This is a genomic window from Pseudomonas sp. AC239 (genome assembly GCF_979258545.1).
In genome coordinates, this window is record NZ_OZ409864.1 from 3,024,161 (window position 1) to 3,046,931 (window position 22,771).

The following is a 22,771-nucleotide window of genomic DNA, read 5'->3' on the forward strand; positions in this document are numbered from 1 at the left end:
ATCCTCAGTCCTGCAATTCGGTCTGGCGTTCGACAGGGTCGATCAGCACGGCTTTCTGCTGGCGCACCAACAGATCGAGAATTTCATCCTGGCGCTCGCCGAGGATGCCGTTGAAGCTGATCCCGCTGGACTTGGTCGGCGCCAGCATCGACACGCGATACAGCTCGACACTCAGCGGCGAGTCGATCGACAGCGGGCCGCTGCCGTTGGCTGCCAGCTCGCCGCCGACGACGATCAGCGAGACCTGCGCGTCGAACGGGTCGAGCTTGATGTCACGGTCGGTGTCGGTCAGGTCCTTGATGTGGCCGTAGATACCGGTCAGGCCGTTGGTCATGGCAACGTTTTCGTAGAGGCGGATGTTCACGCTGTTACGAATACGAATGCCGTGACGGGTATTGCTGATGACCTTGTTGCCCCACAGCAGGTTGTCGGCGGACTCGTAGAGCGTGATGCCGTCGGTGTGGTTCTTGTAGATCTCGTTGTAGGCAATGATGTTGTTGACGCTGTTACGGTCGATCACCAGGCCCGACAACTTGTTGTCGAAACTCTTATTGTTGAAGATGAAGCTGTCGTTGACCTCACGGGAAATGATGATCCCGTGCTTCTTCTTCGTGCCGTGAACGGTGTTCTCGGCAATGATCAGACGGTGCGAGCGGTCATGCGGGTCGATGCCGTAGACGATGTTGTCTTTGTAGGTGCTGCCCTTGACCACAAAGTCGCGGGTTTCGTAGCAGTAGAAGCCGTACCACATGTCCGAGAACTCGGAGCCGACGATCCAGCCGGTCGGTTCCGGGCGCTTGAGGACCTTGGCCATGTTCGGCGTGTACTGGGAAATACTCACCCCGTAGGACTTACTGTTGGCGTAACCGAAACTGGCCATCTTGCTGTTGACGATGTAGGTCTCGGTGCCGCCCCAGGAGAGCAGGAACGGACGGAATTCCTTCGGCGAACGGAAGGTCGCCGGGCCGTTTTCCTTCTCGCGCCAGCCGGTGACTTTGGTGTCACGCACGAACAGTTTGCCATCATTGACCAGGAACGAACCGGCCTCTTGGGACAGGCGCAGTTCCTGGGTCTGACCGTCGATTTCGAGGATACCTTTCTCGCCGACCACGATCGGCAATTTGGCCAGGTACACGCCCGGGGACGTCTCGCTGAAATACTGCTTGGGCAGTTTTTTCGCCAGATCCTTGAGGTTCATGTAGCCGTCGTCGATGAAGATCGCCTGCGGGATGCCGTGCTGACGCACCACCCATTCGGCCATCTTGTTATCGCCGCCGATGAAGTCCTTCAGAGCGTTTTCCTGCATCATCCGGCGCACGCTGATCTTGCCCGGCTTGCTGCGCACGATCTTCGCCGCAGCGGCTTCGGCGGTGAAGCCGGAGAGGTCGGGCAGTGTCGGCTTGGCCAGTTTCAGCGCGTCGGTCGGCGCGCTGCTGACGGTGTAGGTCTTGGCCTGTTGCAGTTCTTTGGCCACGTTCGCAGGTTTCGCCGGTTCAACATTGGCGAAGGCGCTGGCGCTGGCCAGCAGCATCGCGCCGGCCAGCAGGCTGAGTGAGCCTGTTCTGGTGCTGATCATGTCGGGCACTCCCTTGGCGGTTTGCATCAGAAGCGCCAGATCACGTCAATGAATGCGCGGTGCATGTAGGAATCAACCTGGCTGCCATAGGCATCGCCCGGTTTGAACACACCGCCACGGAAACGCACCAGTGCCGAAGGCTCGTCGATCGACTGGCTCAACGCCGCCGGCAACAGGCCTTGCTTGAAGTACTTGGTGACGACCAGGTCCATTTCCTGACCCAGGTCCTTGTTGCCATCTTCAAGCGGCAAGGATGTGCTGGAGAGGATTGCGCCGGTGACGTCGTCGGTGTTGTTTTCCACCGCGTTGATGCCGTTGCTGCCGACCGGCTTGTTGCCGTCGACACGCCAGAACTTGTGGTAGATCAGGCTGGCGTCGTACTCGTCGTTGACCATCCAGGAACCGAACAGGGTGGCGGTCTGCATGTTGTTCATTTCGCCACGGAACGCTTCGCCGAAACGGTGCACGCGCGAGCGGGTACCGGTGTAGTTGGAGCGGTTGCTCTCCAGACCGTTCTGTTCGTAATCGGCACTGGCGCGGGCGTAGGCACCGCCGACTTGCCACTGCGGATTGAGGCGCAGACGCACGCCGACATCGGCTGCCCAGCCGCTGATGTCATCGCTGCGCTTGGCTTGTGTCGGGCGCGTGCCGTCGGCGTTCAGCGCATTGACCGTGTCGCGGTCGCCGCTCATGCCGGTGATGCTGCCCCAGTAGTTGACGGTGTTGGTGTTGCGCCAGTTGTAGGCGTCGCTGTCGGCAGTCAGGCCGATCCAGCTGATGTCGCCGTTCTCGGTCTTGTCCAGCGAGTCGCGCGGGACGCCCGGCTCGGCGTAATCGAGTTTGCCGTCATCGTGAGTATGGTGGCCGCGAATGCCGACCCACTGCCCCGGTGTCCACTGGTAAGCGGCGTCGGCGTAGGCGTGCAGGCGATCCTTGTCTTTCGGCGCCAACTCTTTCAAGTCGGTGCGGTATTCGCTGAAGCGCTCGGCGACACCGGCGTTGGCCCGCAGCAGGGTGGTGTCGAAGGTCCAGTTCAGCGCTTCGATGTTGGTGTCGCGCCATTGGCCGTCGTCATTGCGCAGACGCTGACGACCGAACTTGAGGATCTCGCCAGGGTAGGGCGTGAAGCCGCTGTAGCCGACCCAGAATTCGCGCATCGCCAGATAGTTTTTCTTGGTTTCACGATCGCCGCTGTCGGTGGTCTGTTCGCCGTCCGATTGCTGCAGGGTGTCGGTCTCGATGATGTCGGTCGAGGTCACCGCCTGACCCATCGCATAAGCGCTCCACGCGCCGCTTTCGCCGTAGATCCACGGGCGCAGGTCGAGGCCCACGCCGTTGACGTCGCCGCCGCCGGCAGTGCCGAGGTCGCGGTCGTCTTCGGACTGGCCGGTAAGTTTCACTTCCAGACCGAAGTTCTTGCTTTCAGTCATCGCAGCCAGTGTCGGGCAAGACCAGAGCAGCGCGAAGGTGAGGCCAATACCGGCCTTCACGAATGGGTTCAGCTTCATAGTTTTTCCTCGCCGTCTTCTTCTTGCAGGGCGTGCAGTTGCAGCGTGTTCGAGTTCAGGGCGCCACGGCTGGCCTGTTCCTGTTGCAACAGGCGGCGGGCTTCGGGCAGGCGCTCGGGCGGCAGTTGCGCCTCGAGGGTCGCTGCCAGTTCATCGGCTTGCGGGGTGTTCTGGGCCTTGGCCAATTGGCTGAACACGTAGGCGTTCAGCGGGTCGGGCTTGGTGCCCTTGCCTTGCGAGAACAGCTGGGCGATGGCGAAGTCGGCACTGTTCTGGCCATTGCGCGCAGCGGTCAGCAGGTGGTCGAGAGCCTTCTGTGGATAGACCTTGCCCAGGTAGCCACGGCGGTAGATCTGGCCGAGGTAGTAATCGGCGGCGACTTCGCGGCCAACGGCTTTCTGGAAGTGTTCCTCGGCAACTTTCGCGTCAGCCGGAACCAGTTTTCCTTCGTAGTAGACCTTGCCCAGCAGCAGTTCGGCGCGCGGCTGGTCGGCGGCGCGGCCGTTGTCCAGGTACTTCATCATCTGGTCGACGTCGCCCAGTTCGGGGAAGTCGTAAAGCAATTGCGCGAGGGTGACCCACGACGCCGGGTAGCCCGGAGCGATCGGCTCGAGCAACGACTGCGCGGTTTTTTCGTCGGTCTTGCCCAGGGTCGAGTCGGCCAGCACGCGGGCCACGGAGTCGACACGCTGCGCAGTGACGGTGCCACGGCTGTAACCGGCCTGCATCTGCTTGATCAGCTCGGCCTGTTGCTCCGGCTGGCCACGTTTCTGGTAGACGGTGGCCAGTTCGACGTAGCAGATGTCGGTGGTGTTGAGCGCGGCCTTGCAGATCTTTTCCACGTCATCCAGGTGCTGGTCGTAGGTGCCCTGGGTGCGATACAGCAGCACCTGCGCCAGACCCGCTTCCGGGTAACCGGATTTGCGCCACTGATCGATCTGCTGCTGGGCGTTGATATTGGGGAAGCTGTGCGGGTATTGCAGATACAGCATCGCCAGTGGGATCAACGTATTGCCTTCGCCATTGGCGGCGGCTTTTTTCAGCAGGGTTTCGGCTTCGTGATGCTCGGCTTCGGTGGACCCGGGCTTGGCCACCAGCAGGCGACCGAGACGTGCCTGGGCACGCGGCGACACGCTGGCCGCTGCGCGGTAAGTCGCTTCGGCCTGTTTCATCTGCGCCGGGTCGCGGCTGTCGACCTGGATATCGGCCAGGCCGACTTGCGCCTCGCTGTAACCCAGATCGGCCAGTTGCTGGTAATTCTGCGCAGCGGTGGCGGTGTCGCCACGCTTGAGCGCTTCGTTGGCCAGACGCTGGTCGGGCAGCCCGGCGCAACCGGCTAGAGAAACTGCTAGTGCCAGCGAGCACACCATCAATCCCATGTGGGAGCGAGCCTGCTCGCGAAGCAGTCGACTCGGTACTTCAGACAAACCGCGCTGGCCCTTTCGCGAGCAGGCTCGCTCCCACAGGGTCGGCGGTGTGTTCAAGTTATGCGTAGTCACAGGCATGTCCTCGACTTAAAGACCGGCAGCCATGGCTTTGTCGATCAGCCAGTTCAGGTTCGGGCCACGGTCGCTGTTCACTTCCACCGGGCGGCCGGCCAGGCTGCTGTCGAGCGGCTCGTCTGGCTGGATCTGTACGCGGATGTCGGAGGACAGGTCGGCGCTCTTCAGGCTGGTGCTGCTGACGATCTTGCCGGTGCGGGTCTTGTCTTCGCCGGCGATCTGGAAGCTCACCGGAGTACCCGGGCGGACGTCGCCGAACTGGCGATAGGAGAAGCGTGCTTCAACGTTGGCCTGGGTGTTGCGCGGCACCAGTTGGAAGATCACGTCGCCCTTGCTCGCGTACTGACCGTCAGCCACCAGTTGCTGGGCCACGGTGCAATCGCACGGCGAGGTCAGGGTGCCGGTCATTTGCTTGCCGAACAGTTCTTCAACCTTGGCCGGGGCCAGTTGGTCTTCGGCCAGATGGCCCTTGAGTACGTCGAGCATGCTGGTGCTGAAGGTCGCCAGTGGGGCGCCTTTGGCGGCAACGCCGTCGGACTTGACCAAGCTCTGCACGGTCCCGTCACGCGGCATGGTGATGTTCATCCCCGGCACGCTGACCAGACCGGCCTGGGCGTGGCTGACGAAGTACATGCCGTACACCGACTTGAAGATGAAACCGGCAGCGACCAGGCCAACGGCGAAAATACCGGCGCTGAAGGTCACGGCTTTCAGACGGCCGAACGGGGTCATGCCGGTGTCGTTGGTCTTGTTCTTGCGCGCCTTGGTGAAGTTGTCGCGCTGCAGGGTCGCCAGCACTTCGCCGATGCTGACGATGTCGCCGGCCAGGTGCGAAGTGATCAGGTGGCGCAGGGTGGAAATGTCCTGCGGCTCGAGGTTCTGGAACTGGCAGCCGGCGCGGCCGGTGGCGCGATCGAAGGAACGCACCTGCAGTTCAACGTCCATGGCCAGGCCGAGGTTGTCGATGACAAATTGCAGACGCGCCTTGTACACCTCGCCGATGGTCAGCGGCATCTGCCCGGCGTTGAACGCCAGACCGCCAGCCGACAGATCGAGGACGCGCGCTTCGAGTGGCGTCCGGTCAGGGCCGAAGAAACGCAGCTTGGCCGGGATTTTCACGCGAGCGTGCTGGCGCTGGGCTTCGGATTCATGCACTACGTTGACGTTGACGGCGGTATTCATAGGGGCGATTTCCTTGTTAATTCAATAGGAGCGGGTCAGACCATCATCAGCAGCACGGCGACAAAAATGCTGCCGGCGGAGAAGGTCATGGTCCGAGACGACCAGGTGTTGAACCAACGTTGAAAGCTGGCGAGATCACGGGTCAGGGATGTGGGCTGGCGAGTCCAGGATTGTTGGTCGAGGCGGAAGAACACGTAGATCTTCACCAGGGCGCCAACGATCTGGTTGTAATACAGAATCGCCGGGTAAGCAGGGCCGATGCGGTGACCGGAACACGACAGCAACAGCGTCAGGATCAGGCGGGTGATACCGATCCACAGCAGGTACACGAGGATGAACGCGGTGCCGTACTTGAAGCTGGCGATCAGTGCGACGGTCAGGCCGAGCAGCGAAGTCCACATCGACACGCGCTGGTCGAACAGCACCACCGAGGTGAACACGCCGAGGCGGCGGATACCCAGACCCAGTGCGCGGGAGTTCTGGCGCAGGTTGTTGCCGTACCAGCGGAACATCAGCTTGCGGCTGGCCTTGATGAAGCTCTTTTCCGGCGGGTGCTCAACGGTATTGATCTCGGCGTCCGGCACGTAGAAGGTGTCGTAACCCAGGCGCATCAGGCTGAACCAGCTCGACTTGTCGTCGCCGGTCAGGAATTTGAAGCGGCCCAGACGCCAGTGTTGCAGCGAGTCGCTTTCAACGTCGGCGATGAATTCCGGATTGGTGACTACGGAAGCTTTGAACACCGACATCCGCCCGGTCATGGTCAGCACGCGCTTGGACAGGGCCATCGAGCACATGTTGATGTGGCGCTGGGCGAAACGCAGCTTGTGCCATTCGCTCATGATGTAGCCGCCGCGCACTTCGCAGAACTCGTTGGTGGTCAGGCCGCCGACATTGCCGAACAGCTGGAACCACGGCACGGTCTTGCGCACGACGCCTTCGCCGAGCACGGTGTCGCCGTCGATCACCGCGACCACGGCACGGTCGTCCGGCAGGTGACGGGAGATCGCGCGGAAACCGAAGGCCAGGCCATCGCGCTTGCCGGTACCGGGAATGCGCACGAAGTCGAGCTTGACCCGCTCCGGCGGATTCATCCGCGCCCACAGCGCCTTGACCAGCAACTCGTCGGACATTTCCACGATCGAGCAGACAATGGTGGTCGGCAGTTCGCAATCGATGGCTTCACGGATCACCGAGCTGTAGACCTGCGCGGTGGTCAGCGCGTCAATACGAAAGCTGGTGACCATCAGAAACACATGCGACGGGTCGGCCGCTTTGCCCAACTTGCGTACTTTGCGACGCAGGTGCGGGTAAACGATGTAGAGAAAAATCATGCCGCGCACAAAGTGCGTTGCACCCATCGAGTAGCGCCAGATACCCACGGCGCCAATCAGGAAAATGAAGTCCTTCGACTCGGAGTCGAATGTGGACGTGGGCAGCATCAAGGCCAGGCCCATCAGCAGACTGAGATAAAAAAGCCAGCCGGCTGATTGCAGAAAAAAATGTTTGAGCTTGGTCATAACCGTCATCCGAAGGTAAGGGAAGCTGCAAGTTGCAAGCTTCAAGCTGCAAGCCAATCGCGTTGACTTGCAGCTCGACGCTTGTCGCTTGGGGCTGCGTTACCAGCAAATACCTTCGGTGCGGCTACCGGCGCTGGTGGACTTGGACATGAAGCCCACCAGGTCGATGACTTGCTTGCCTTGCGGCGCTTCCTGGGCCAGCGAACGGAACTTCTCGTCGCGGTTGCCGAGGATGATCACGTCGGAGTTGTCGATCACCGAGTCGAAGTCGGAGTTGAGCAGGGACGACACGTGCGGAATCTTCGATTCGATGTAGTCCTTGTTCGCACCGTGGACACGGGCGTATTCGACGTTGCTGTCGTAGATGCTCAGGTCGTAACCCTTGCCGATCAGCATTTCCGCCAGTTCGACCAGCGGGCTTTCGCGCAGGTCGTCGGTGCCGGCCTTGAAGCTCAGACCGAGCAGGGCGACTTTGCGTTTTTCATGGCTTTCGACGATATCGAAGGCGTTCTGCACTTGCGATTCGTTACTGCGCATCAGCGAGTTGAGCAGCGGCGCTTCGACGTCCAGGGAACCAGCGCGGTAGGTCAGCGCGCGCACGTCTTTCGGCAGGCACGAGCCGCCGAAGGCGAAGCCCGGGCGCATGTAGTACTGGGACAGGTTCAGGGTCTTGTCCTGGCAAACCACGTCCATCACTTCACGGCCATCGACGCCCACGGCTTTGGCGATGTTGCCGATCTCGTTGGCGAAGGTCACTTTGGTCGCGTGCCAGACGTTGCAGGTGTACTTGATCATCTCGGCAACGGCGATGTCCTTGCGGATGATCGGTGCGTCGAGTTCTTCGTACAGCGATTGCAGAACGTCGCCCGACGCGGTGTCGAACTCGCCGATGACAGTCATTGGCGGGTGATCATAGTCAGCGATGGCGGTGGATTCACGCAGGAATTCAGGGTTGACCGCAACGCCGAAATCGACGCCGGCCTTTTTGCCCGAGCAGTCTTCCAGAATCGGAATCACCACGTTGGCCACAGTGCCTGGCAGCACGGTGCTGCGCACGACGATGGTGTGACGGGTGGTTTTTTCGCGCAGGACATAACCAATCTCGCGGCACACCGCCTCGATGTAGTTCAGTTCCAGATCGCCGTTCTTTTTGCTTGGCGTGCCGACGCAGATCATCGACAGGTCGGTATCACGAATCGCCTCGGCGAAGTTGGTCGTGCCGCGCAGACGACCGGTCTGAATACCCTGTTGCAGAAGTTCACCCAGGCCCGGTTCAACGATTGGCGATCGGCCGTCGTTAATCATGTCGATCTTGTCTTTGGCAACATCGACGCCAACTACGTCATGGCCACGTGCAGACAGGCAACCGGCACATACTGCGCCAACGTAACCCAAACCAAATATGCTGATGCGCATCGCAATTACCTCTGTATATATCAGGCCTTAGAAGGCCGGAGTTAATGGTGTTCAGCGGTCACTAGTGCACTCGGAAGTGCGGCTTACAGGCGCCACAATGCCGTGTGCAGGCATACAAAGTTCCGAGTGTCTAATAAGTGCACTCAAGATGTGCGCAACTAGGCCTTGTTGTTATGACTTGCCCTGTTATGCAGCCGATCTTCCGTGCAGGAAGACTCTAGTGCAGTCGTGTAGCCTGCTCGACGTCCGGTAGGGAGCCGGTAAATCAAGCAGTTAGGTGCTCAGGCGAGCACGTTTATAGGGGCGCGGCCTTGGCCTTTGTAGGGGATATTAATGGTGCGTATCTCCTGTCCTTCGATTGTTTTGAGACTCGTTAGTCACTCAGGCAAGTTGCTGTGACAACTTGGTTACATGGCTATCTGCTCTGCGTAAGTTATCTCGTACAAACTCGCCGAGAATCGTTACCGGTGGTATGAGCAACGCATTTGGACATAGTTCCAGCCCACTCATCGTGCCAGCCGAAATTTTTTGAAATATTGGTGGAGATGGCACTGGGTGCAATTTGATAGCACTAACGATTTCGTCCTTTAGTTGTCGGGGCGAAACCGGGGCCGATAGTTTTGTGCCACTACGGGTAAAAAATTTAGGTGCCACTACTGAAAAAAAACTTCAGCGTCGAGTGAAACTAAAATTAGAAAATGGAGTGTTGTTTTATTGGCGCCATGAATTTGGCGATATGTCGCGGGGGGATTTTGACTTCGGGCGGACTGCACGACTCCCGACTAAAAGAGTCGTGCAAAGGGCATGCTTTATTCCGGGGCGTGATCGCGCAAAAACACAAGATTGTCGGGTTTCGATTGCTCGGCGCTGTAGCGATAACCCTGCACATCGAATTGCTTGAGCTGAGCCGGGTCGTTGATGCGTTCCTGGATCACAAATCGGCTCATCAGACCGCGCGCTTTCTTCGCGTAGAAACTGATGATCTTATACTGGCCGTTCTTCTGATCCTTGAACTCGGTATTGATGATCCGCGCCTTCAACGCGCTGCGCTTGACCGCAGAAAAGTATTCGTTGGATGCAAGGTTGAGCAGTACGTCATCGCCTTGCTCGGCCAGCGCTTCATTCAGCCACTCGCTGATGCGCGTGCCCCAGAACGCATACAGATCCTTGCCGCGGCCGTTGGCCAGTTTGGTGCCCATCTCCAGGCGATAGGGTTGCATCAGGTCCAGCGGCCGCAGCAGGCCATAAAGGCCGGAGAGCATGCGCAGGTGCTTTTGCGCGTAATCGAATTGCGCTTCGCTGAAGGACTGCGCGTCGAGACCGGTGTACACATCGCCTTTGAATGCGAGCAGCGCCTGCTTGGCGTTCTCTGGTGTGAAGGCTGGCGTCCAGCTGCCGAATCGCGCGGCATTGAGGCCACCGATCTTGTCGGACACGTGCATCAACTCGCTGATCTGCGCCGGACTCAACTCGCGCAACTGCTGGATCAGTTCCTGGGAATGGTCGAGGTACTGCGGCTGGGTAAAGCGCTGGGTCGCCGGCGGTGTTTCGTAGTCGAGGGTCTTGGCGGGGGAAATCACCATCAGCATGAAGTCGTCTCCTTTAATCGTGGGGGCGATTCTAGGGGGTTGTCCTTGTTGACTCCAGCTATCAAGCCCATAGGTGATCGACGGCTTAACTCAGACCCCTTGTGGGAGCGAGCCTGCTCGCGAATGCGGATTCACATGATCGTTCCCACGCTCCGCGTGGGAATGCAGCCCGTGACGCTCTGCGTCACAGTCGTCGGACGCGGAGCGTCCGGGGAGGCGTTACCACGCAGAGCGTGGGAACGATCCACAGGGTATAGGTGTGGCTGCGGGGAACAGGACAGGATCAGCTATAGTGCCGCGCGGGTTTTGTTATGGAGACATCCCTTTGCGCATTGTTCTTTTATTCACCGCGTGGCTGCTGAGCTTCGCGGCCGTCGCGGCACCCGGTGATGCTGCGACGCTGGATCGCACGACCTGGCCGGAGCAGCTTAGCAATCCGACCCTGTTCGACGTCGCTTCGCGGGCGGAAATCCTTATGTTCGCTCGAGGCCTGCTTGGCACCGAATCCATCGACGAGGCGGCGCTGGCCCAGCGCCTGGGTCTGCGCACGGTCAATATCGATGCGGTCAATCAGCTGCGTCAGCGTCTCTGGCAGCGCTTGCTCGCCAACTACAACTACGCCCAGCAAAGCTGCGATCAGGACGCCTCGTTCTGTTTCCTCGTCGAAGACCTGCCTACCCTGCGCGAACAGGCGGCCAAGTTCGTGGTCAGCGACGACAGTTATTACACCAAATGGGCCGAGCCGAGCCGGATCTTCCATTTGCAGTACCTCGACGAGTTGATGCGCAAGGCCGCGCTGTCACCGCAAACGAGTAATGAATTCGATCGTTTTGGCGACTACGAGCGCAACGGCGACGAGATGCATGACCGGCTGTTTTTGCTGACCTTCGACAGCGCCGCCAACGTGCAACCGGACAACACCGACTGGCTGACCGAGTACCTGCGCAAATCGAATCTGAGCGGGACATTCTTTGTGCTGGGCAAGGATATTCAGGCGCGACTCGCCGGCCGTTCGGTCAGCAGCCTGCAGGCGAGTTTCTCCCGGCAGTGCGTTGGCGTGCAGGGCTGGGAGTTCCGCTCCCATAGCCATTGGCAGGACTGGCAGGATTCGGTACGGCGCAGCGCCGACCTGGTGAAAAACAAACTGCCGGAAAACTATGTGCCGCTATTCCGTCCGCCGGATGGCCAGCGCCGCAGTGACGCACAAGGTTTCTTCAATAGCCAGGGCCTGCAAGTGGCGCTGTGGGACATTGATGCTCAGGACGGCGCCGGCAAGCTCAAGGGCCCGGCGAGCGCGCAGCGAGTGTTGACCCTGATGCTGCTGTGGCGTCATGGAGTGATCAATTTCAACCTGAAACAGGATGCGGTGAAGACGTCCGTGCCGTGGCTGATCACGCAGACTGCGCAGAGCGGCATCGGCTGGGAAGACTGTCAGGACGCGTTTCGTTGAGAAACGACAAAAAGCCCGGAAACATTGGGCTTGGGGTGATTTTCAGGAGGAATTCGATGCAGGCGGACTTCCGACTTTAGCGGGGTACGGGGAGTCCGCCAAGGGCTTTTCGTCACTCTGCAAAATAAACTTAAAAAAACCGTCAAAGTGCTTTTTTATGTCATCGGTTTTGGAGTATTACGAAGACAGACCGCCGAAACCTGCAACACAGGTGGCGTCTTCCCAGACTCCTATTGTGTGCAGTTCATCCAGGCCCTCGTGGATGAATTCGGCAGTCACCTCGAGGCGCAGCACTGTCACGGTATTGCGTCGAATGGCTCCCACAAAGGTGACCGAGTATGGATGATCACGGACGCAGCCCTTCCTCCAACCAGCCAATCCTGTATGTACTCGATACCAACGTATTGATTCACGATCCAAATGCCCTGCTGAATTTCGAAGAACACCACGTCGCCATCCCGATGACCGTGCTGGAAGAGCTGGACAAGCTCAAGAGCGGCCATCACAGCGTGGCCGCCGAATGTCGCCAGGCGATCCGTCTGATCGACAAGACCCTGGGCGATGCGTCCCCCGAAGACGTCGAACTGGGCGTGCCGATCCAGCGTGGCAAGGGCGGGCCGAAGGGCTTGCTGTCAATTCTGATGAGCAAGCAGGCCGAGTCGAACCTGATTCTGCCCGAGCACCTGAACGACAACAAAATCATCAACCAACTGATTGATCTGCACACCCGCGATCCGCAGAAACCGGTGGTGCTGGTCACCAAAGATATCAACATGCGCCTCAAGGCGCGCGCCTGTGGCATCGACGCCGAGGACTACAGCACCGACCAGTTGGTCGATGACGTGTCGCTGCTGCCCAACGGCTACCACAACATGACCGGCTCCTTCTGGGACCGCGTGAGCAAGGTCGAAACCCGTCAGGACCACGGCCGCACCTGGCATCAGGTGCAACTGATCGACAACCTGCCGGCCGTGCACATCAACGAGTTCATCATAGACGAGCAGGGCTTTGTCGGCTGGATCAAGGAAATCCAGGAAGACCGCCTGCTGATCCTCGACCTGCATCAGGAACCGCTGCTGCATCAGGAGGCGTGGGGCCTGAAACCGCGCGACATCTATCAGAGTCTGGCGCTTTACGCGCTGCTTGATCCGGACATCCATCTGGTCAACCTCTCCGGCGCCGCCGGTTCCGGTAAAACCATTCTGGCGCTGGCTGCTGCGATCGAGCAGACCATGGTCAGCAAGCGCTATCGCCGCATCATCGCCACCCGCAGCGTGCAGGGCCTGGACCAGGAAATCGGTTTCCTGCCCGGCACCGAAGCGGAAAAAATGGAGCCTTGGCTGGGCGCCATCACCGACAACCTCGAAGCCTTGCACATGGATGACGAAAACACCCATGGCAGCGTCGATTACATCCTCAGCAAAGTGCCGTTGCAGTTCAAATCGCTCAACTACATTCGCGGTCGAAGCTTCCAGCAGAGCCTGATCCTGATCGACGAATGCCAGAACCTCACGCCGCACCAGATGAAAACCATCATCACCCGTGCCGGCGCCGGTTCCAAAGTGGTGTGCCTGGGCAACCTGGCGCAGATCGACACCCCGTACCTGTCCGCGACCAGCTCCGGGCTGACCTACCTGACCGAACGCTTCAAGGACTTCCCCAACGGTGTACACATCACCCTGCAAGGCGTGCCTCGCTCGATCCTGGCCGAATACGCCGAATCGCATCTCTAAAGAGGAGCAGCTATAAGCTTCAAGCCGCAAGCTACGAGTGGTCCGAGTGAACTTCACTTGCCGCTTGAAGCTTGCGGCTTTCGGCTGTTTAAATGCGAGCTTTCCTGACGCCTGCCTACCGCGCTTTAACTTGCCGCTTGTAGCTTGCCGCTCGCAGCTGCCTCAAGGAGGCCCTCGTGCTGACTCATCTCGATTCCCAAGGTCGCGCCAACATGGTCGACGTCACTGAAAAAGCCGTGACGTTCCGTGAAGCGACCGCGCAAGCGCTGGTGCGCATGCTCCCTGAAACCCTGCAGATGATCGTCAGCGGCGGTCATCCCAAGGGTGATGTGTTCGCTGTCGCGCGCATTGCCGGGATTCAAGCGGCGAAGAAAACCAGCGATCTGATTCCCCTGTGCCACCCGCTGATGCTCACTGGCGTCAAAGTCGAACTCAGCGCCGAAGGCGAAGATAGCGTGCGCATCGTCGCCCGCTGCAAGCTGTCCGGGCAGACCGGCGTCGAAATGGAAGCGCTGACCGCCGCCAGCGTCGCCGCTCTGACCATTTACGACATGTGCAAAGCCGTGGATCGTGGCATGACCATCGAAAGCGTGCGTCTGCTGGAAAAGGTCGGCGGCAAAAGCGGCCACTTCCAGGCGGAGCAGCCATGAAACTGACCGTGAAGTTTTTTGCTCGTTACCGTGAAGCGCTGGGCGTGGATTCGGTGAAGGTTGAAGGCGATTTCGCGACCGTCGATGACGTTCGCAAGCTGTTGGCGCAACGTGATGGCGCCGAGGTGTTGAGCGAGCAGAACCTGATGTGCGCGCGCAACGAAGACCTCTGCCAGCTCGACGAGCCAGTGGCCGATGGCGACGAAGTGGCGTTTTTCCCCACCGTGACAGGAGGCTGAACATGGCGATTCGCGTGCAGGCCACGCCGTTCGATCCGGGCGCTGAAGTCAACGCCATGCACGCGGCCAACGTCGGCGTCGGTGCGGTGGTGAGTTTTGTCGGTTACGTACGCGACTTCAACGACGGGCTCGACGTGGCCGGGATGTTTCTCGAGCACTATCCGGGCATGACCGAAAAAGCCCTCGGCAAGATCGCTGTCGAAGCCGAGCAGCGCTGGCCGCTGCTCAAGCTGGAAGTGCTGCACCGCATTGGCGCGCTGGAGCCGGGCGAACCGATCGTCTTCGTCGGCGCCGCCAGCGCCCATCGCCAGGCCGCATTCGACGCCTGCGCCTTCGTCATGGACTACCTGAAAACCCGCGCGCCGTTCTGGAAGAAAGAAAACACCAGTGATGGCCCGCGTTGGGTTGAGGGGCGGGACAGTGATTATGCGGCTGCGGATCGCTGGAAAAAATAATCCCTGCATCGCTCATTAGTCAGTCTTCGCGAGCAGGCTCGCTCCCACAGTTGAAATGCGTTCCCCTGTGGGAGCGAGCCTGCTCGCGAAGGCGTCATCTGCAATACCGAAAACCCTCCCCTCTCTACCCGATTGACGATTTGTACCTGAGAGTCCAGTATGGATTTCCAAGTACAAAAATGCTTCTGTCTTGCAGCTATCAGCTATCAGCTATCAGCTATCAGCTATCAGCTTGCCGCTTGTAGCTGCTCTTCTTCGCCAAACCTACAACAACCCGCGAGAGAACGAACATGAAGAAATTCCCCCTCATCACCGGTCTGGCCCTCAGCCTGTTGGCCTCCGCTAGCGTATTCGCCGCCGAGAAAACCCTGCGCATCGGCATCGAAGCGGCCTATCCGCCATTCGCGTCGAAAACCGACAAGGGTGAAATCGTCGGTTTCGACTACGACATCGGCAACGCCCTGTGCGCGCAGATGAAGGTCAAATGCGTGTGGGTTGAAGGTGAGTTCGACGGGCTGATTCCTTCGCTGAAAGTGAAGAAGATCGACATGGCGCTGTCGTCGATGACCATCAACGAAGATCGCAAGAAGTCGGTGGATTTCAGCCACAAGTACTACTTCACCTCCTCGCGTCTGGTCATGAAGGAGGGCGCCACGGTGGATGACCAGTACGCCAGCCTCAAGGGCAAGAACGTCGGCGTGCAGCGCGCGACCACCACCGATCGTTACGCCACCGAGGTGTTCGAACCCAAGGGCATCAACGTCAAGCGCTACAGCAACAACGAAGAAATCTACATGGACCTGGCAGCGGGGCGCCTCGATGCGATTTTCGCCGACACCATTCCGCTCAATGACTTTCTGTCGATGCCGCGTGGCAAGGGCTATGCGTTTGTCGGGCCGGAGTTGAAGGATCCGAATTACGTCGGTGAAGGCGCGGGTATTGCCGTGCGCAAGGGCAATGCCGAACTGGTCAGCCAGTTGAACAGCGCCATCGACGGGATTCGCGCGAATGGCGAGTATCAGAAGATTTCCGATAAGTATTTCAAAGCTGATATCTACGGCGATTGATCAAGCGCTTTCGCGAGCAGGCTCGCTCCCACAGGGGTAACGCATTCCAAATGTGGGAGCGAGCCTGCTCGCGAAGAGGCCAGCGCTAGCGAAGCAAATCTTCAGCCTTTCAATTCCTTCAAATGCTTGTACACCGTCGCCCGTCCCATGTTCAGCACATTGGCCACATAGTTCGAGGCGCTCTTGCCCTTGAACGCGCCCTCGGCGTGCAGCGCCAGCACCAGTTCGCGTTTGTGATCACGGGTCAGCAGGTTCAGGCTCAGCTGCCGCTCGCGCAACCAGGCGTGGAGGAAGGTGTTGATGCGTTCCTGCCAGTCATCACGGAACAGCGAGTCCGGCTGAGGAATCAGTTTGCTCGGTGACAGGAACAGGTCCAGCGCCGCTTTGGCGTTCTCGAACAGGGAGATATTCAGATTGATGCACAGCACTGCCAGCGGACGACTCTCGCTGTCGCGCAGCACGGTGCTCAGGCTGCGAATTTTCTGACCGTCCCAGTTAAGCTTTTCGTACGGGCCGATGTTTCTGTCGCTGACATCCTCGCTGAGCATGTCTTCCAACGACGAGTCGTCGCCGATCTCGCGCTTGGACAGGTTGTTGGCGATGTAGTCGACCTTCTGCGTGCGCAGGTCGTGCAGCACCACCTCCGCGTGGGGAAAGAACAGCGTGGCGATGGCGTCGGCGATGGCGCGGAAGTTATCCAGCGCCGGATCGAATTCGGGGGCAGTCATGACAGTGGAGCTCCAGGCAGCGTCAGCGCCCCTTGTGCCGGGGCGCTGCGAGTGTGCCGCAATCTTTTGGGCGAGTCGATGCGATCAAGCCAGTCGGGCCGGGGAGAGCATGGCGCTGTCCAGACCGAATTCATGCAGGTGCTCGGGAAGCGGCTCGCCGCGCACCAGCGCCGCACTGGCCTGGCCCATCGCCGGCGACGTCTGGATGCCGTAACCGCCCTGCGCGGCAACCCAGAAAAGCCCCGGCACCTGCGGATCGAAACCGCTGAGCAGGTCACCGTCGGCAACGAAACTGCGCAAGCCCGCCCAGATGCGCGTCGGCCGGCGGATGGTCAGCGTGGTGGCTTCTTCGATCTGATAAATACCCATGGCGATGTCGAGTTCTTCCGCCTGCACATCGTGCGGTTCGACCGGATCGGCGTTGGCCGGCGAGCCGAGGAACATGCCCGCGTCGGGCTTCATGTAGAAGGATTCGTCGAGGCTGACTAGCATCGGCCAATGGTGAGTGTCCACGCCTTCCGGGCCGGCAAAGATAAACGCCGCACGACGTTTCGGTTGCAGACCCAGCGGCTGCGCGCCAGCGAAAACGCCGACTCTGTCGGCCCAGGCACCAGCGGCATTGATGATGACCGGTGCGCTGAAAGACTCGCCATTGCTCTGCACGTGCCACAGGCCATCGGCATCGCGGCGCAGGCCAAGCACTTCGCAATCAGTGTGGATTTCGCCGTGATTGCGGCGGATACCGCGCAGGTAGCCCTGATGCAGCGCATCGGTGTCGATGTCGCAGGCCGAAGGATCGTAGATCGCGCCGTGGACTTTTTCCCGGCGCAGGATCGGCAGCCGCGCGCAGGCTTCATCGGCGCTGAGCAGTTGCATCTGCGGCACGGTGGCTTTGGCGCTGAGGTATTGGTTGTTCAGTTCGGCGGGATCACCGATGAAGTCGACGGTCATTTCGCCGCGCGGGGTCAGCAGCGGATGCTCGCAGAAGCCGCTTGGAGGGCTGTCGAAAAACGCGCGGCTGGCCTGCGTCAGTGCGCGGACCTGTGCGGTGCCGTAGGCGGCGGTGTACAGCGCGGCGGAGCGACCGGTGGAGTGATAGCCGGGATGGGTTTCACGCTCGAGCACGATCACTTTGCCGTGCGGCGCCAGCCAGAACCCGGTAGAAGCGCCGGCAATCCCGCCGCCGATGATGATGAAATCTGCGTGGCTCATGTAGGTCTCCAGTGGGTACGCAATATCAAGGCGTACGCTAGTCCCTTGTGGGAGCGAGCCTGCTCGCGAAGCGGTGTATCAGTCGACATCTTCGGTGAATGTCAGACCGCATTCGCGAGCAGGCTCGCTCCCACAGGGGATTTTTGGCGTTAGTGGGTTAAGTGATAAACCGCATTGGCGAGGGCAATGTCTTCCAGGCCCAAGCCGATTGAACGGAAGAACACGTGACGGTCGTAACCCGGGCGCTGCACTTTTTCGCTGAGCAAGTCGGCGAGGTCGCCGACAATCGAACCCTTGCTCCAGCCATGCTGTTCGGCGGCAATCAGCATCTCACCAGCCGAACCCGGCGTGGTCAGACGATAGTCGCAGAATACCTGCATGTCGTTGAGGCTTTGCGGCGGTACTTCATGGGCGCGCGGGGCGTTGGTGCTGATCGAGGTGATCAGCGCCGGTTTGCTTAACGTTGCAGGATCAATCACCGGCCCGGCCGACGAGGTGCAGAGCATGATCACCTCCGCGTCGGCAATGGCGGACTCGCGGCTGTCGGAAATCTTCACTTGCGGCGCGATGGTCCTCAATACGGCCTGTGTCTCAGGATCTTCCGGCAGCGACGGCGAGTACACGCTGATGCTTTGCCAGTCGCGCAAGGTTTTGACGTAATGCAGATGCGCCTGAGCAACTTTCCCGCTGCCGATGATCGCCAGTCGTTGGGCATTCAACGGGGCGAGGGCGTCGACCGCCACTGCCGTGGTCGCGGCGGTACGCGCGGTGGTCAGTTCGCTGGCGTCACAGAGCAGCAGCGGCTGGCCGGTTTTCATCGACATCAACAAAGTCCACGCCGTCACCAGCGCACCCTGCTCGCGCACGATGTACGGCGAGGTCTTCACTCCGTAGACACCATCCTCTGCCAGCACGCCCAAATAGTTGATGAAGTCGCCAGCACCCTGCGGGAACTCGACCACTTGCTGTGCCGGCTGCACGGCGTTACCGGCCGCCAGATCGCGGAACAGCTTGCGCAGGATCTGCGGCACATCGATACGCGCCAGCAGATCTCGGGCCCGGACTTGATCGATGACGTAAGGCGTACCAGACATTTTTGTGCTCCAGATCTGAACTTATTTTTCCATTATGGACATTTAGTTTATCTGGGCAACCTTCAGGCGTAAAAAAAGCGCAGTCCGTTTCCGGCTGCGCTTTTTCATTTCGTTGCGCTTACTGCGGGCGCTTGCGCTCAACCGCGCGCAACAGATGCGTCGGCGGCGTTTCGCAACTGATCTTGCGACCGAGTTTTTCTTCGATGGACGGCAACTGATAGGAGTCGTCTTCGCCGGCAAAGCTGATCGACACACCGTCAGCGCCGGCGCGACCGGTACGGCCGATGCGGTGCACGTAGTCGTCCGGGACTTCCGGCAGGGTGAAGTTGATCACGTGGCTGATGCCGTCGATGTGGATGCCGCGACCGGCGACATCAGTGGCCACCAGCACGCGGATCTTGCCTTCGCGGAAACCTTCCAGGGTCTTGATGCGCTTGTGCTGCGGCACGTCGCCAGACAGTTGCGCGGCATTGATGCCGTCGCGCACCAGGCGCTCTTCGATACGGCGCACTTCGTCCTTGCGGTTGGCAAACACGATCACCCGCTCCCAACCGTTATCGTTGACCAGGTTGTAGAGCAGTTTGTATTTGTCGGCAGCGGCCACGGCGTAGATGTGCTGCTCGACGTTCTCGTTGGCGACGTTGGTGATTTCGATTTCGACGATGGCCGGATCGGTGGTCCATTGCTTGGCCAGATTCATCACGTCTTCGGTAAAGGTCGCCGAGAACAGCAAAGTCTGGCGTTCGGACTTCGGTGGGGTCTGGCGAATGATCTGCCGGACTTGCGGGATGAAGCCCATGTCGAGCATGCGGTCGGCTTCGTCCAGCACCATCACTTCGACCATGTCCAGGTGCACGTCGCCACGCTGGTTGAAATCGAGCAAGCGGCCCGGGGTCGCCACGAGAATGTCGCAGTGGCGCGCTTCGAGGTGCTTGAGCTGTTTGTCGAAATCCATGCCACCGACGAACGTCATCACGTTGAGGCCGGTGTACTTGGTCAGGTCAGCGGCGTCCTTGGCGATCTGCACCACCAGCTCGCGGGTCGGCGCGATGATCAGCGCACGCGGTTCGCCCATGTAGCGCTCTTTCGGTGGCGGCGTCTGCAGCAACTGGGTAATGATCGAGATCAGGAATGCGGCAGTCTTGCCGGTGCCGGTCTGCGCGCGGCCAATGGCGTCTTTGCCGGCGAGGGTGAAGCCCAGCACCTGCGCCTGGATCGGCGTGCAGTACGGAAAGCCCAAGTCCTGGATGGCGTGCATCAGCTCGGGGGCAAGTTTGAAATCGTGAAAGCGGGTTTTGCCCTCCTGTGGCTCGACGACGAAGTCTTCGAGTTTCCACGGAATGACCGGTGCCTTGGGCTTCGGTTCGCGACGCGGTCTGGCCGGTTTCGGCGCTTCGCTGCGCACAGGCTCTGCAGCGATTGGTGCGGCCGCAGCAGGTTTTTCTTCTGGCTTCGGTGTCGCTACGGGAGCGGGGCGGTCGTCCTGCGGGGCATCGCTGCGATGACCGGGGGCGTGCGACGGCGCACTGGGAACTGGCGCGAGCTGCTCAGCCTCGCTTTTACCGAACATTTTCTTGAGTGCTTTGAGCACGGTCATCTCATCAGTTGGTTAAGGAATGTACGCCGGCCAGTGTAATGCAAGAATCGGGCGCGGCGTAGTAGGAGGGATCAATGGGCGGACATCACACGCCAATCAGCGCAGGCGTTCGCTCAGCCAGACGCCGATGTCGCGAATCTCTTCAGGTAACACTTCGTGCTCCATTGGGTATTCCTGCCATGTCACGGTGACACCATGCTTCTTCAAATGCTCATAAGCGCTGCGGCCCATCGAGTTTTGCACCACGTTATCGAACTGGCCATGCAGCGACAGCACCGGAATGCGCTGCTGACTGGCGGACAATTCCAGTTCATCGCTGAAAGTCGGTGCGTAAGTCGACAGCGCCAGCACCCCACCCAACGGTCCCTGCCATTTCAGAAAAGCGGTGTGCAGTACCACCGCGCCGCCTTGCGAAAACCCGGCAAGAAAAATCCGCGAGGCGTCTATTCCGCTGGCGCGCTCGTTTTCGATCAGTTCGACGATGCGATCCGCCGAGGCTTCCAGTTCGTCGCGATCGATCGCTCGGGCCGGACTCATGGCCTTGATGTCGTACCAGCTGGGCATGGCATATCCGCCATTTATCGTCACAGGACGGGTCGGTGCCTGCGGCAGCACAAAGCGTGTGCTCAACAGACTTTCCTGCAACGCCTCGGCTACCGGCAGGAAGTCATAGCGGTCGGCGCCGAGGCCGTGCAGCCAGATCACGCAGGCGTCTGCGGGCTTAACAGGCTGAAGAATCAAGGGCTCGGTCATGTCTGCTCCAAAAATGTGCGGGCGCTCTCATTGAGTGCGTGATTGAAGTGCGCGCCCGGTTGATCCGTTAACAAGATGTCGCAAGGTTACAAGTTTAGCTATTGACGTGTCGCGCAATCACTTTGGCAAGCAGTGTGGTACGGCCTTTGCTATGGAGGATTGCGTACGAAGCGTCCTACGCGTGGCGGTAACACTATCAGTCTACGTCGCGCGATGGGACAGCAACGAATCCGGTGATGGATGTTCGCCAATGGCCGCTACGGGCTTAGCGAACGTGAAAGGGCCACAGCCCGTTCGGCCGATTGGTGAGAAGTGAGTGATCCATGATGTGGATTCTCTCCTACTAGACTCATAGCGAAGGTCCTACGTCGGTTGACCCCAAAAAAAGCCAACACGGGTCAGCAACGCCTCAAAAGGGTGCGACAGGGCTCAAGCTCCGACACAACAAGAGCAAAACTGGAGGTTTGAATGAAGATGTTGAAATCCACTCTGGCAGTCGTGACTGCAGCAGCAGTACTCGGCGTCAGCGGGTTCGCTCAGGCGGGTGCAACCCTGGATGCGGTACAGAAAAAAGGTTTCGTGCAGTGTGGCGTGAGCGACGGTCTGCCGGGCTTCTCGGTACCGGATGCGACCGGCAAGATCCTCGGCATCGATGCCGACGTCTGCCGCGCTGTGGCCGCTGCTGTTTTCGGCGACGCCAACAAGGTCAAGTTCAGCCAGTTGAACGCCAAGGAGCGCTTCACCGCGCTGCAATCCGGCGAGATCGACATCCTGTCGCGCAACACCACCATGACCAGCTCCCGTGACGCGGGCATGGGCCTGAAATTCCCGGGCTTCATCACCTACTACGACGGCATCGGCTTCCTGGTAAACAACAAGCTGGGCGTGAAAAGTGCCAAAGAGCTCGACGGCGCGACCATCTGCATCCAGGCCGGAACCACCACCGAGTTGAACGTTTCCGACTACTTCCGTGGCAACGGTCTGAAATACACCCCGATCACTTTCGACACCTCCGATGAAAGCGCCAAGTCGCTGGAATCCGGTCGTTGCGACGTGCTGACTTCCGATAAGTCCCAGCTGTTCGCCCAGCGCAGCAAGCTGGCTTCGCCGAAGGACTACGTGGTGCTGCCGGAAACCATCTCCAAAGAACCACTGGGTCCGGTCGTGCGTAACGGCGACGACGAGTGGCTGGCCATCGTACGTTGGGTCGGCTACGCGCTGCTCAACGCCGAAGAAGCCGGCATCACTTCGAAGAACGTCGAAGCGGAAGCCAAGTCGACCAAGAACCCGGACGTGGCCCGTATGCTCGGCGCTGACGGCGAGTACGGCAAAGACCTGAAACTGCCGAAAGACTGGGTTGTGCAGATCGTCAAGCAAGTCGGCAACTACGGTGAAATCTTCGAGAAAAACCTCGGCAAGAGCACTCCGCTGGAAATCGACCGTGGCCTGAACGCCCTGTGGAACAACGGCGGCATTCAGTACGCACCACCAGTGCGCTAATGG

General features: G+C 59.8%; 19 protein-coding genes. 7 read left to right on the forward strand and 12 right to left on the reverse strand.

Annotation, left to right across the window (positions count from 1 at the left end):
• Window positions 1-4 precede the first annotated feature (4 nt).
• From algG to yaaA, 7 genes are all read right to left on the reverse strand, one after another.
• Window positions 5-1,576 carry a mannuronan 5-epimerase AlgG gene (gene algG, locus ACZ0AZ_RS13625; protein WP_463537550.1) on the reverse strand — a complete coding sequence of 524 codons (1,572 nt, stop codon included), beginning with the start codon at window positions 1,574-1,576 and terminating at the stop codon, window positions 5-7.
• 26 nt (window positions 1,577-1,602) lie between these two features.
• Window positions 1,603-3,084, reverse strand: coding sequence for an alginate export family protein (locus ACZ0AZ_RS13630; protein WP_463537551.1), 1,482 nt, complete (start codon window positions 3,082-3,084; stop codon window positions 1,603-1,605).
• Window positions 3,081-4,589 carry an alginate biosynthesis TPR repeat lipoprotein AlgK gene (gene algK / locus ACZ0AZ_RS13635; protein ID WP_463537552.1) on the reverse strand — a complete coding sequence of 503 codons (1,509 nt, stop codon included), beginning with the start codon at window positions 4,587-4,589 and terminating at the stop codon, window positions 3,081-3,083. Before algK ends, ACZ0AZ_RS13630 begins: the two co-directional genes overlap by 4 nt.
• A gap of 9 nt (window positions 4,590-4,598) precedes the next feature.
• Window positions 4,599-5,768 carry an alginate biosynthesis protein Alg44 gene (locus ACZ0AZ_RS13640; RefSeq protein WP_024011680.1) on the reverse strand — a complete coding sequence of 390 codons (1,170 nt, stop codon included), beginning with the start codon at window positions 5,766-5,768 and terminating at the stop codon, window positions 4,599-4,601.
• 35 nt (window positions 5,769-5,803) lie between these two features.
• On the reverse strand, window positions 5,804-7,285 hold the full coding sequence (gene alg8, locus ACZ0AZ_RS13645) for a mannuronan synthase (RefSeq protein WP_463537553.1): 1,482 nt from the start codon (window positions 7,283-7,285) through the stop codon (window positions 5,804-5,806).
• Between the two features lie 99 nt (window positions 7,286-7,384).
• Window positions 7,385-8,701: a nucleotide sugar dehydrogenase gene (locus ACZ0AZ_RS13650; protein ID WP_039759224.1), complete on the reverse strand. Its 1,317-nt coding sequence runs from the start codon at window positions 8,699-8,701 to the stop codon at window positions 7,385-7,387.
• Window positions 8,702-9,510: 809 nt separating this feature from the next.
• Window positions 9,511-10,290, reverse strand: a complete 780-nt coding sequence (gene yaaA / locus ACZ0AZ_RS13655; RefSeq protein ID WP_076565964.1) for a peroxide stress protein YaaA — start codon at window positions 10,288-10,290, stop codon at window positions 9,511-9,513.
• A gap of 325 nt (window positions 10,291-10,615) precedes the next feature.
• Here yaaA and ACZ0AZ_RS13660 point away from each other — a divergent pair, with 325 nt between their 5' ends.
• The 6 genes from ACZ0AZ_RS13660 (at window position 10,616) to ACZ0AZ_RS13685 (ending at window position 15,884) form a co-directional block, all read left to right on the forward strand.
• The gene (locus ACZ0AZ_RS13660) at window positions 10,616-11,740 is read left to right on the forward strand and encodes a polysaccharide deacetylase family protein (protein WP_129999877.1); all 1,125 of its coding nucleotides are present in this window, start codon (window positions 10,616-10,618) and stop codon (window positions 11,738-11,740) included.
• A 338-nt stretch (window positions 11,741-12,078) separates the two neighbouring features.
• Window positions 12,079-13,473, forward strand: a complete 1,395-nt coding sequence (locus ACZ0AZ_RS13665) for a PhoH family protein (protein WP_024011685.1) — start codon at window positions 12,079-12,081, stop codon at window positions 13,471-13,473.
• A gap of 176 nt (window positions 13,474-13,649) precedes the next feature.
• Complete coding sequence (moaC, locus tag ACZ0AZ_RS13670) at window positions 13,650-14,123, forward strand: cyclic pyranopterin monophosphate synthase MoaC (protein WP_008080206.1); 474 nt, start codon at window positions 13,650-13,652, stop codon at window positions 14,121-14,123.
• Window positions 14,120-14,362: a molybdopterin converting factor subunit 1 gene (moaD, locus tag ACZ0AZ_RS13675; protein WP_039759217.1), complete on the forward strand. Its 243-nt coding sequence runs from the start codon at window positions 14,120-14,122 to the stop codon at window positions 14,360-14,362. The genes moaC and moaD overlap by 4 nt, the downstream gene beginning before the upstream one ends.
• Window positions 14,363-14,364: 2 nt before the next feature.
• Complete coding sequence (gene moaE / locus ACZ0AZ_RS13680) at window positions 14,365-14,817, forward strand: molybdopterin synthase catalytic subunit MoaE (RefSeq protein WP_129999876.1); 453 nt, start codon at window positions 14,365-14,367, stop codon at window positions 14,815-14,817.
• 290 nt (window positions 14,818-15,107) lie between these two features.
• On the forward strand, window positions 15,108-15,884 hold the full coding sequence (locus tag ACZ0AZ_RS13685) for an ABC transporter substrate-binding protein (protein ID WP_463537554.1): 777 nt from the start codon (window positions 15,108-15,110) through the stop codon (window positions 15,882-15,884).
• A 101-nt stretch (window positions 15,885-15,985) separates the two neighbouring features.
• Here ACZ0AZ_RS13685 and ACZ0AZ_RS13690 read toward each other — a convergent pair whose 3' ends face one another.
• The 5 genes from ACZ0AZ_RS13690 to ACZ0AZ_RS13710 all read right to left on the reverse strand — a co-directional run bounded on the left by ACZ0AZ_RS13690 (window position 15,986) and on the right by ACZ0AZ_RS13710 (window position 21,268).
• Window positions 15,986-16,612 (reverse strand): helix-turn-helix transcriptional regulator, encoded by a 627-nt coding sequence (locus ACZ0AZ_RS13690; RefSeq protein WP_016771588.1) that lies wholly within the window; start codon window positions 16,610-16,612, stop codon window positions 15,986-15,988.
• Window positions 16,613-16,696: 84 nt separating this feature from the next.
• Entirely contained in the window at window positions 16,697-17,824 is a 1,128-nt protein-coding gene (locus ACZ0AZ_RS13695; RefSeq protein ID WP_463537555.1) for an NAD(P)/FAD-dependent oxidoreductase, read from the reverse strand.
• 149 nt (window positions 17,825-17,973) lie between these two features.
• Window positions 17,974-18,918, reverse strand: a complete 945-nt coding sequence (locus tag ACZ0AZ_RS13700) for an ornithine cyclodeaminase family protein (protein WP_129999873.1) — start codon at window positions 18,916-18,918, stop codon at window positions 17,974-17,976.
• A 118-nt stretch (window positions 18,919-19,036) separates the two neighbouring features.
• Window positions 19,037-20,515 carry an ATP-dependent RNA helicase RhlB gene (gene rhlB, locus ACZ0AZ_RS13705; protein WP_310409337.1) on the reverse strand — a complete coding sequence of 493 codons (1,479 nt, stop codon included), beginning with the start codon at window positions 20,513-20,515 and terminating at the stop codon, window positions 19,037-19,039.
• A 96-nt stretch (window positions 20,516-20,611) separates the two neighbouring features.
• A complete protein-coding gene (locus ACZ0AZ_RS13710) occupies window positions 20,612-21,268 on the reverse strand; it encodes an alpha/beta hydrolase (RefSeq protein ID WP_039759204.1) in 657 nt (218 codons plus the stop codon).
• 468 nt (window positions 21,269-21,736) lie between these two features.
• On the opposite strand from ACZ0AZ_RS13710, the gene ACZ0AZ_RS13715 reads away from it, so the two are divergent.
• Entirely contained in the window at window positions 21,737-22,768 is a 1,032-nt protein-coding gene (locus tag ACZ0AZ_RS13715) for an amino acid ABC transporter substrate-binding protein (RefSeq protein ID WP_016771583.1), read from the forward strand.
• The last annotated feature ends 3 nt before the right edge of the window (window positions 22,769-22,771 follow it).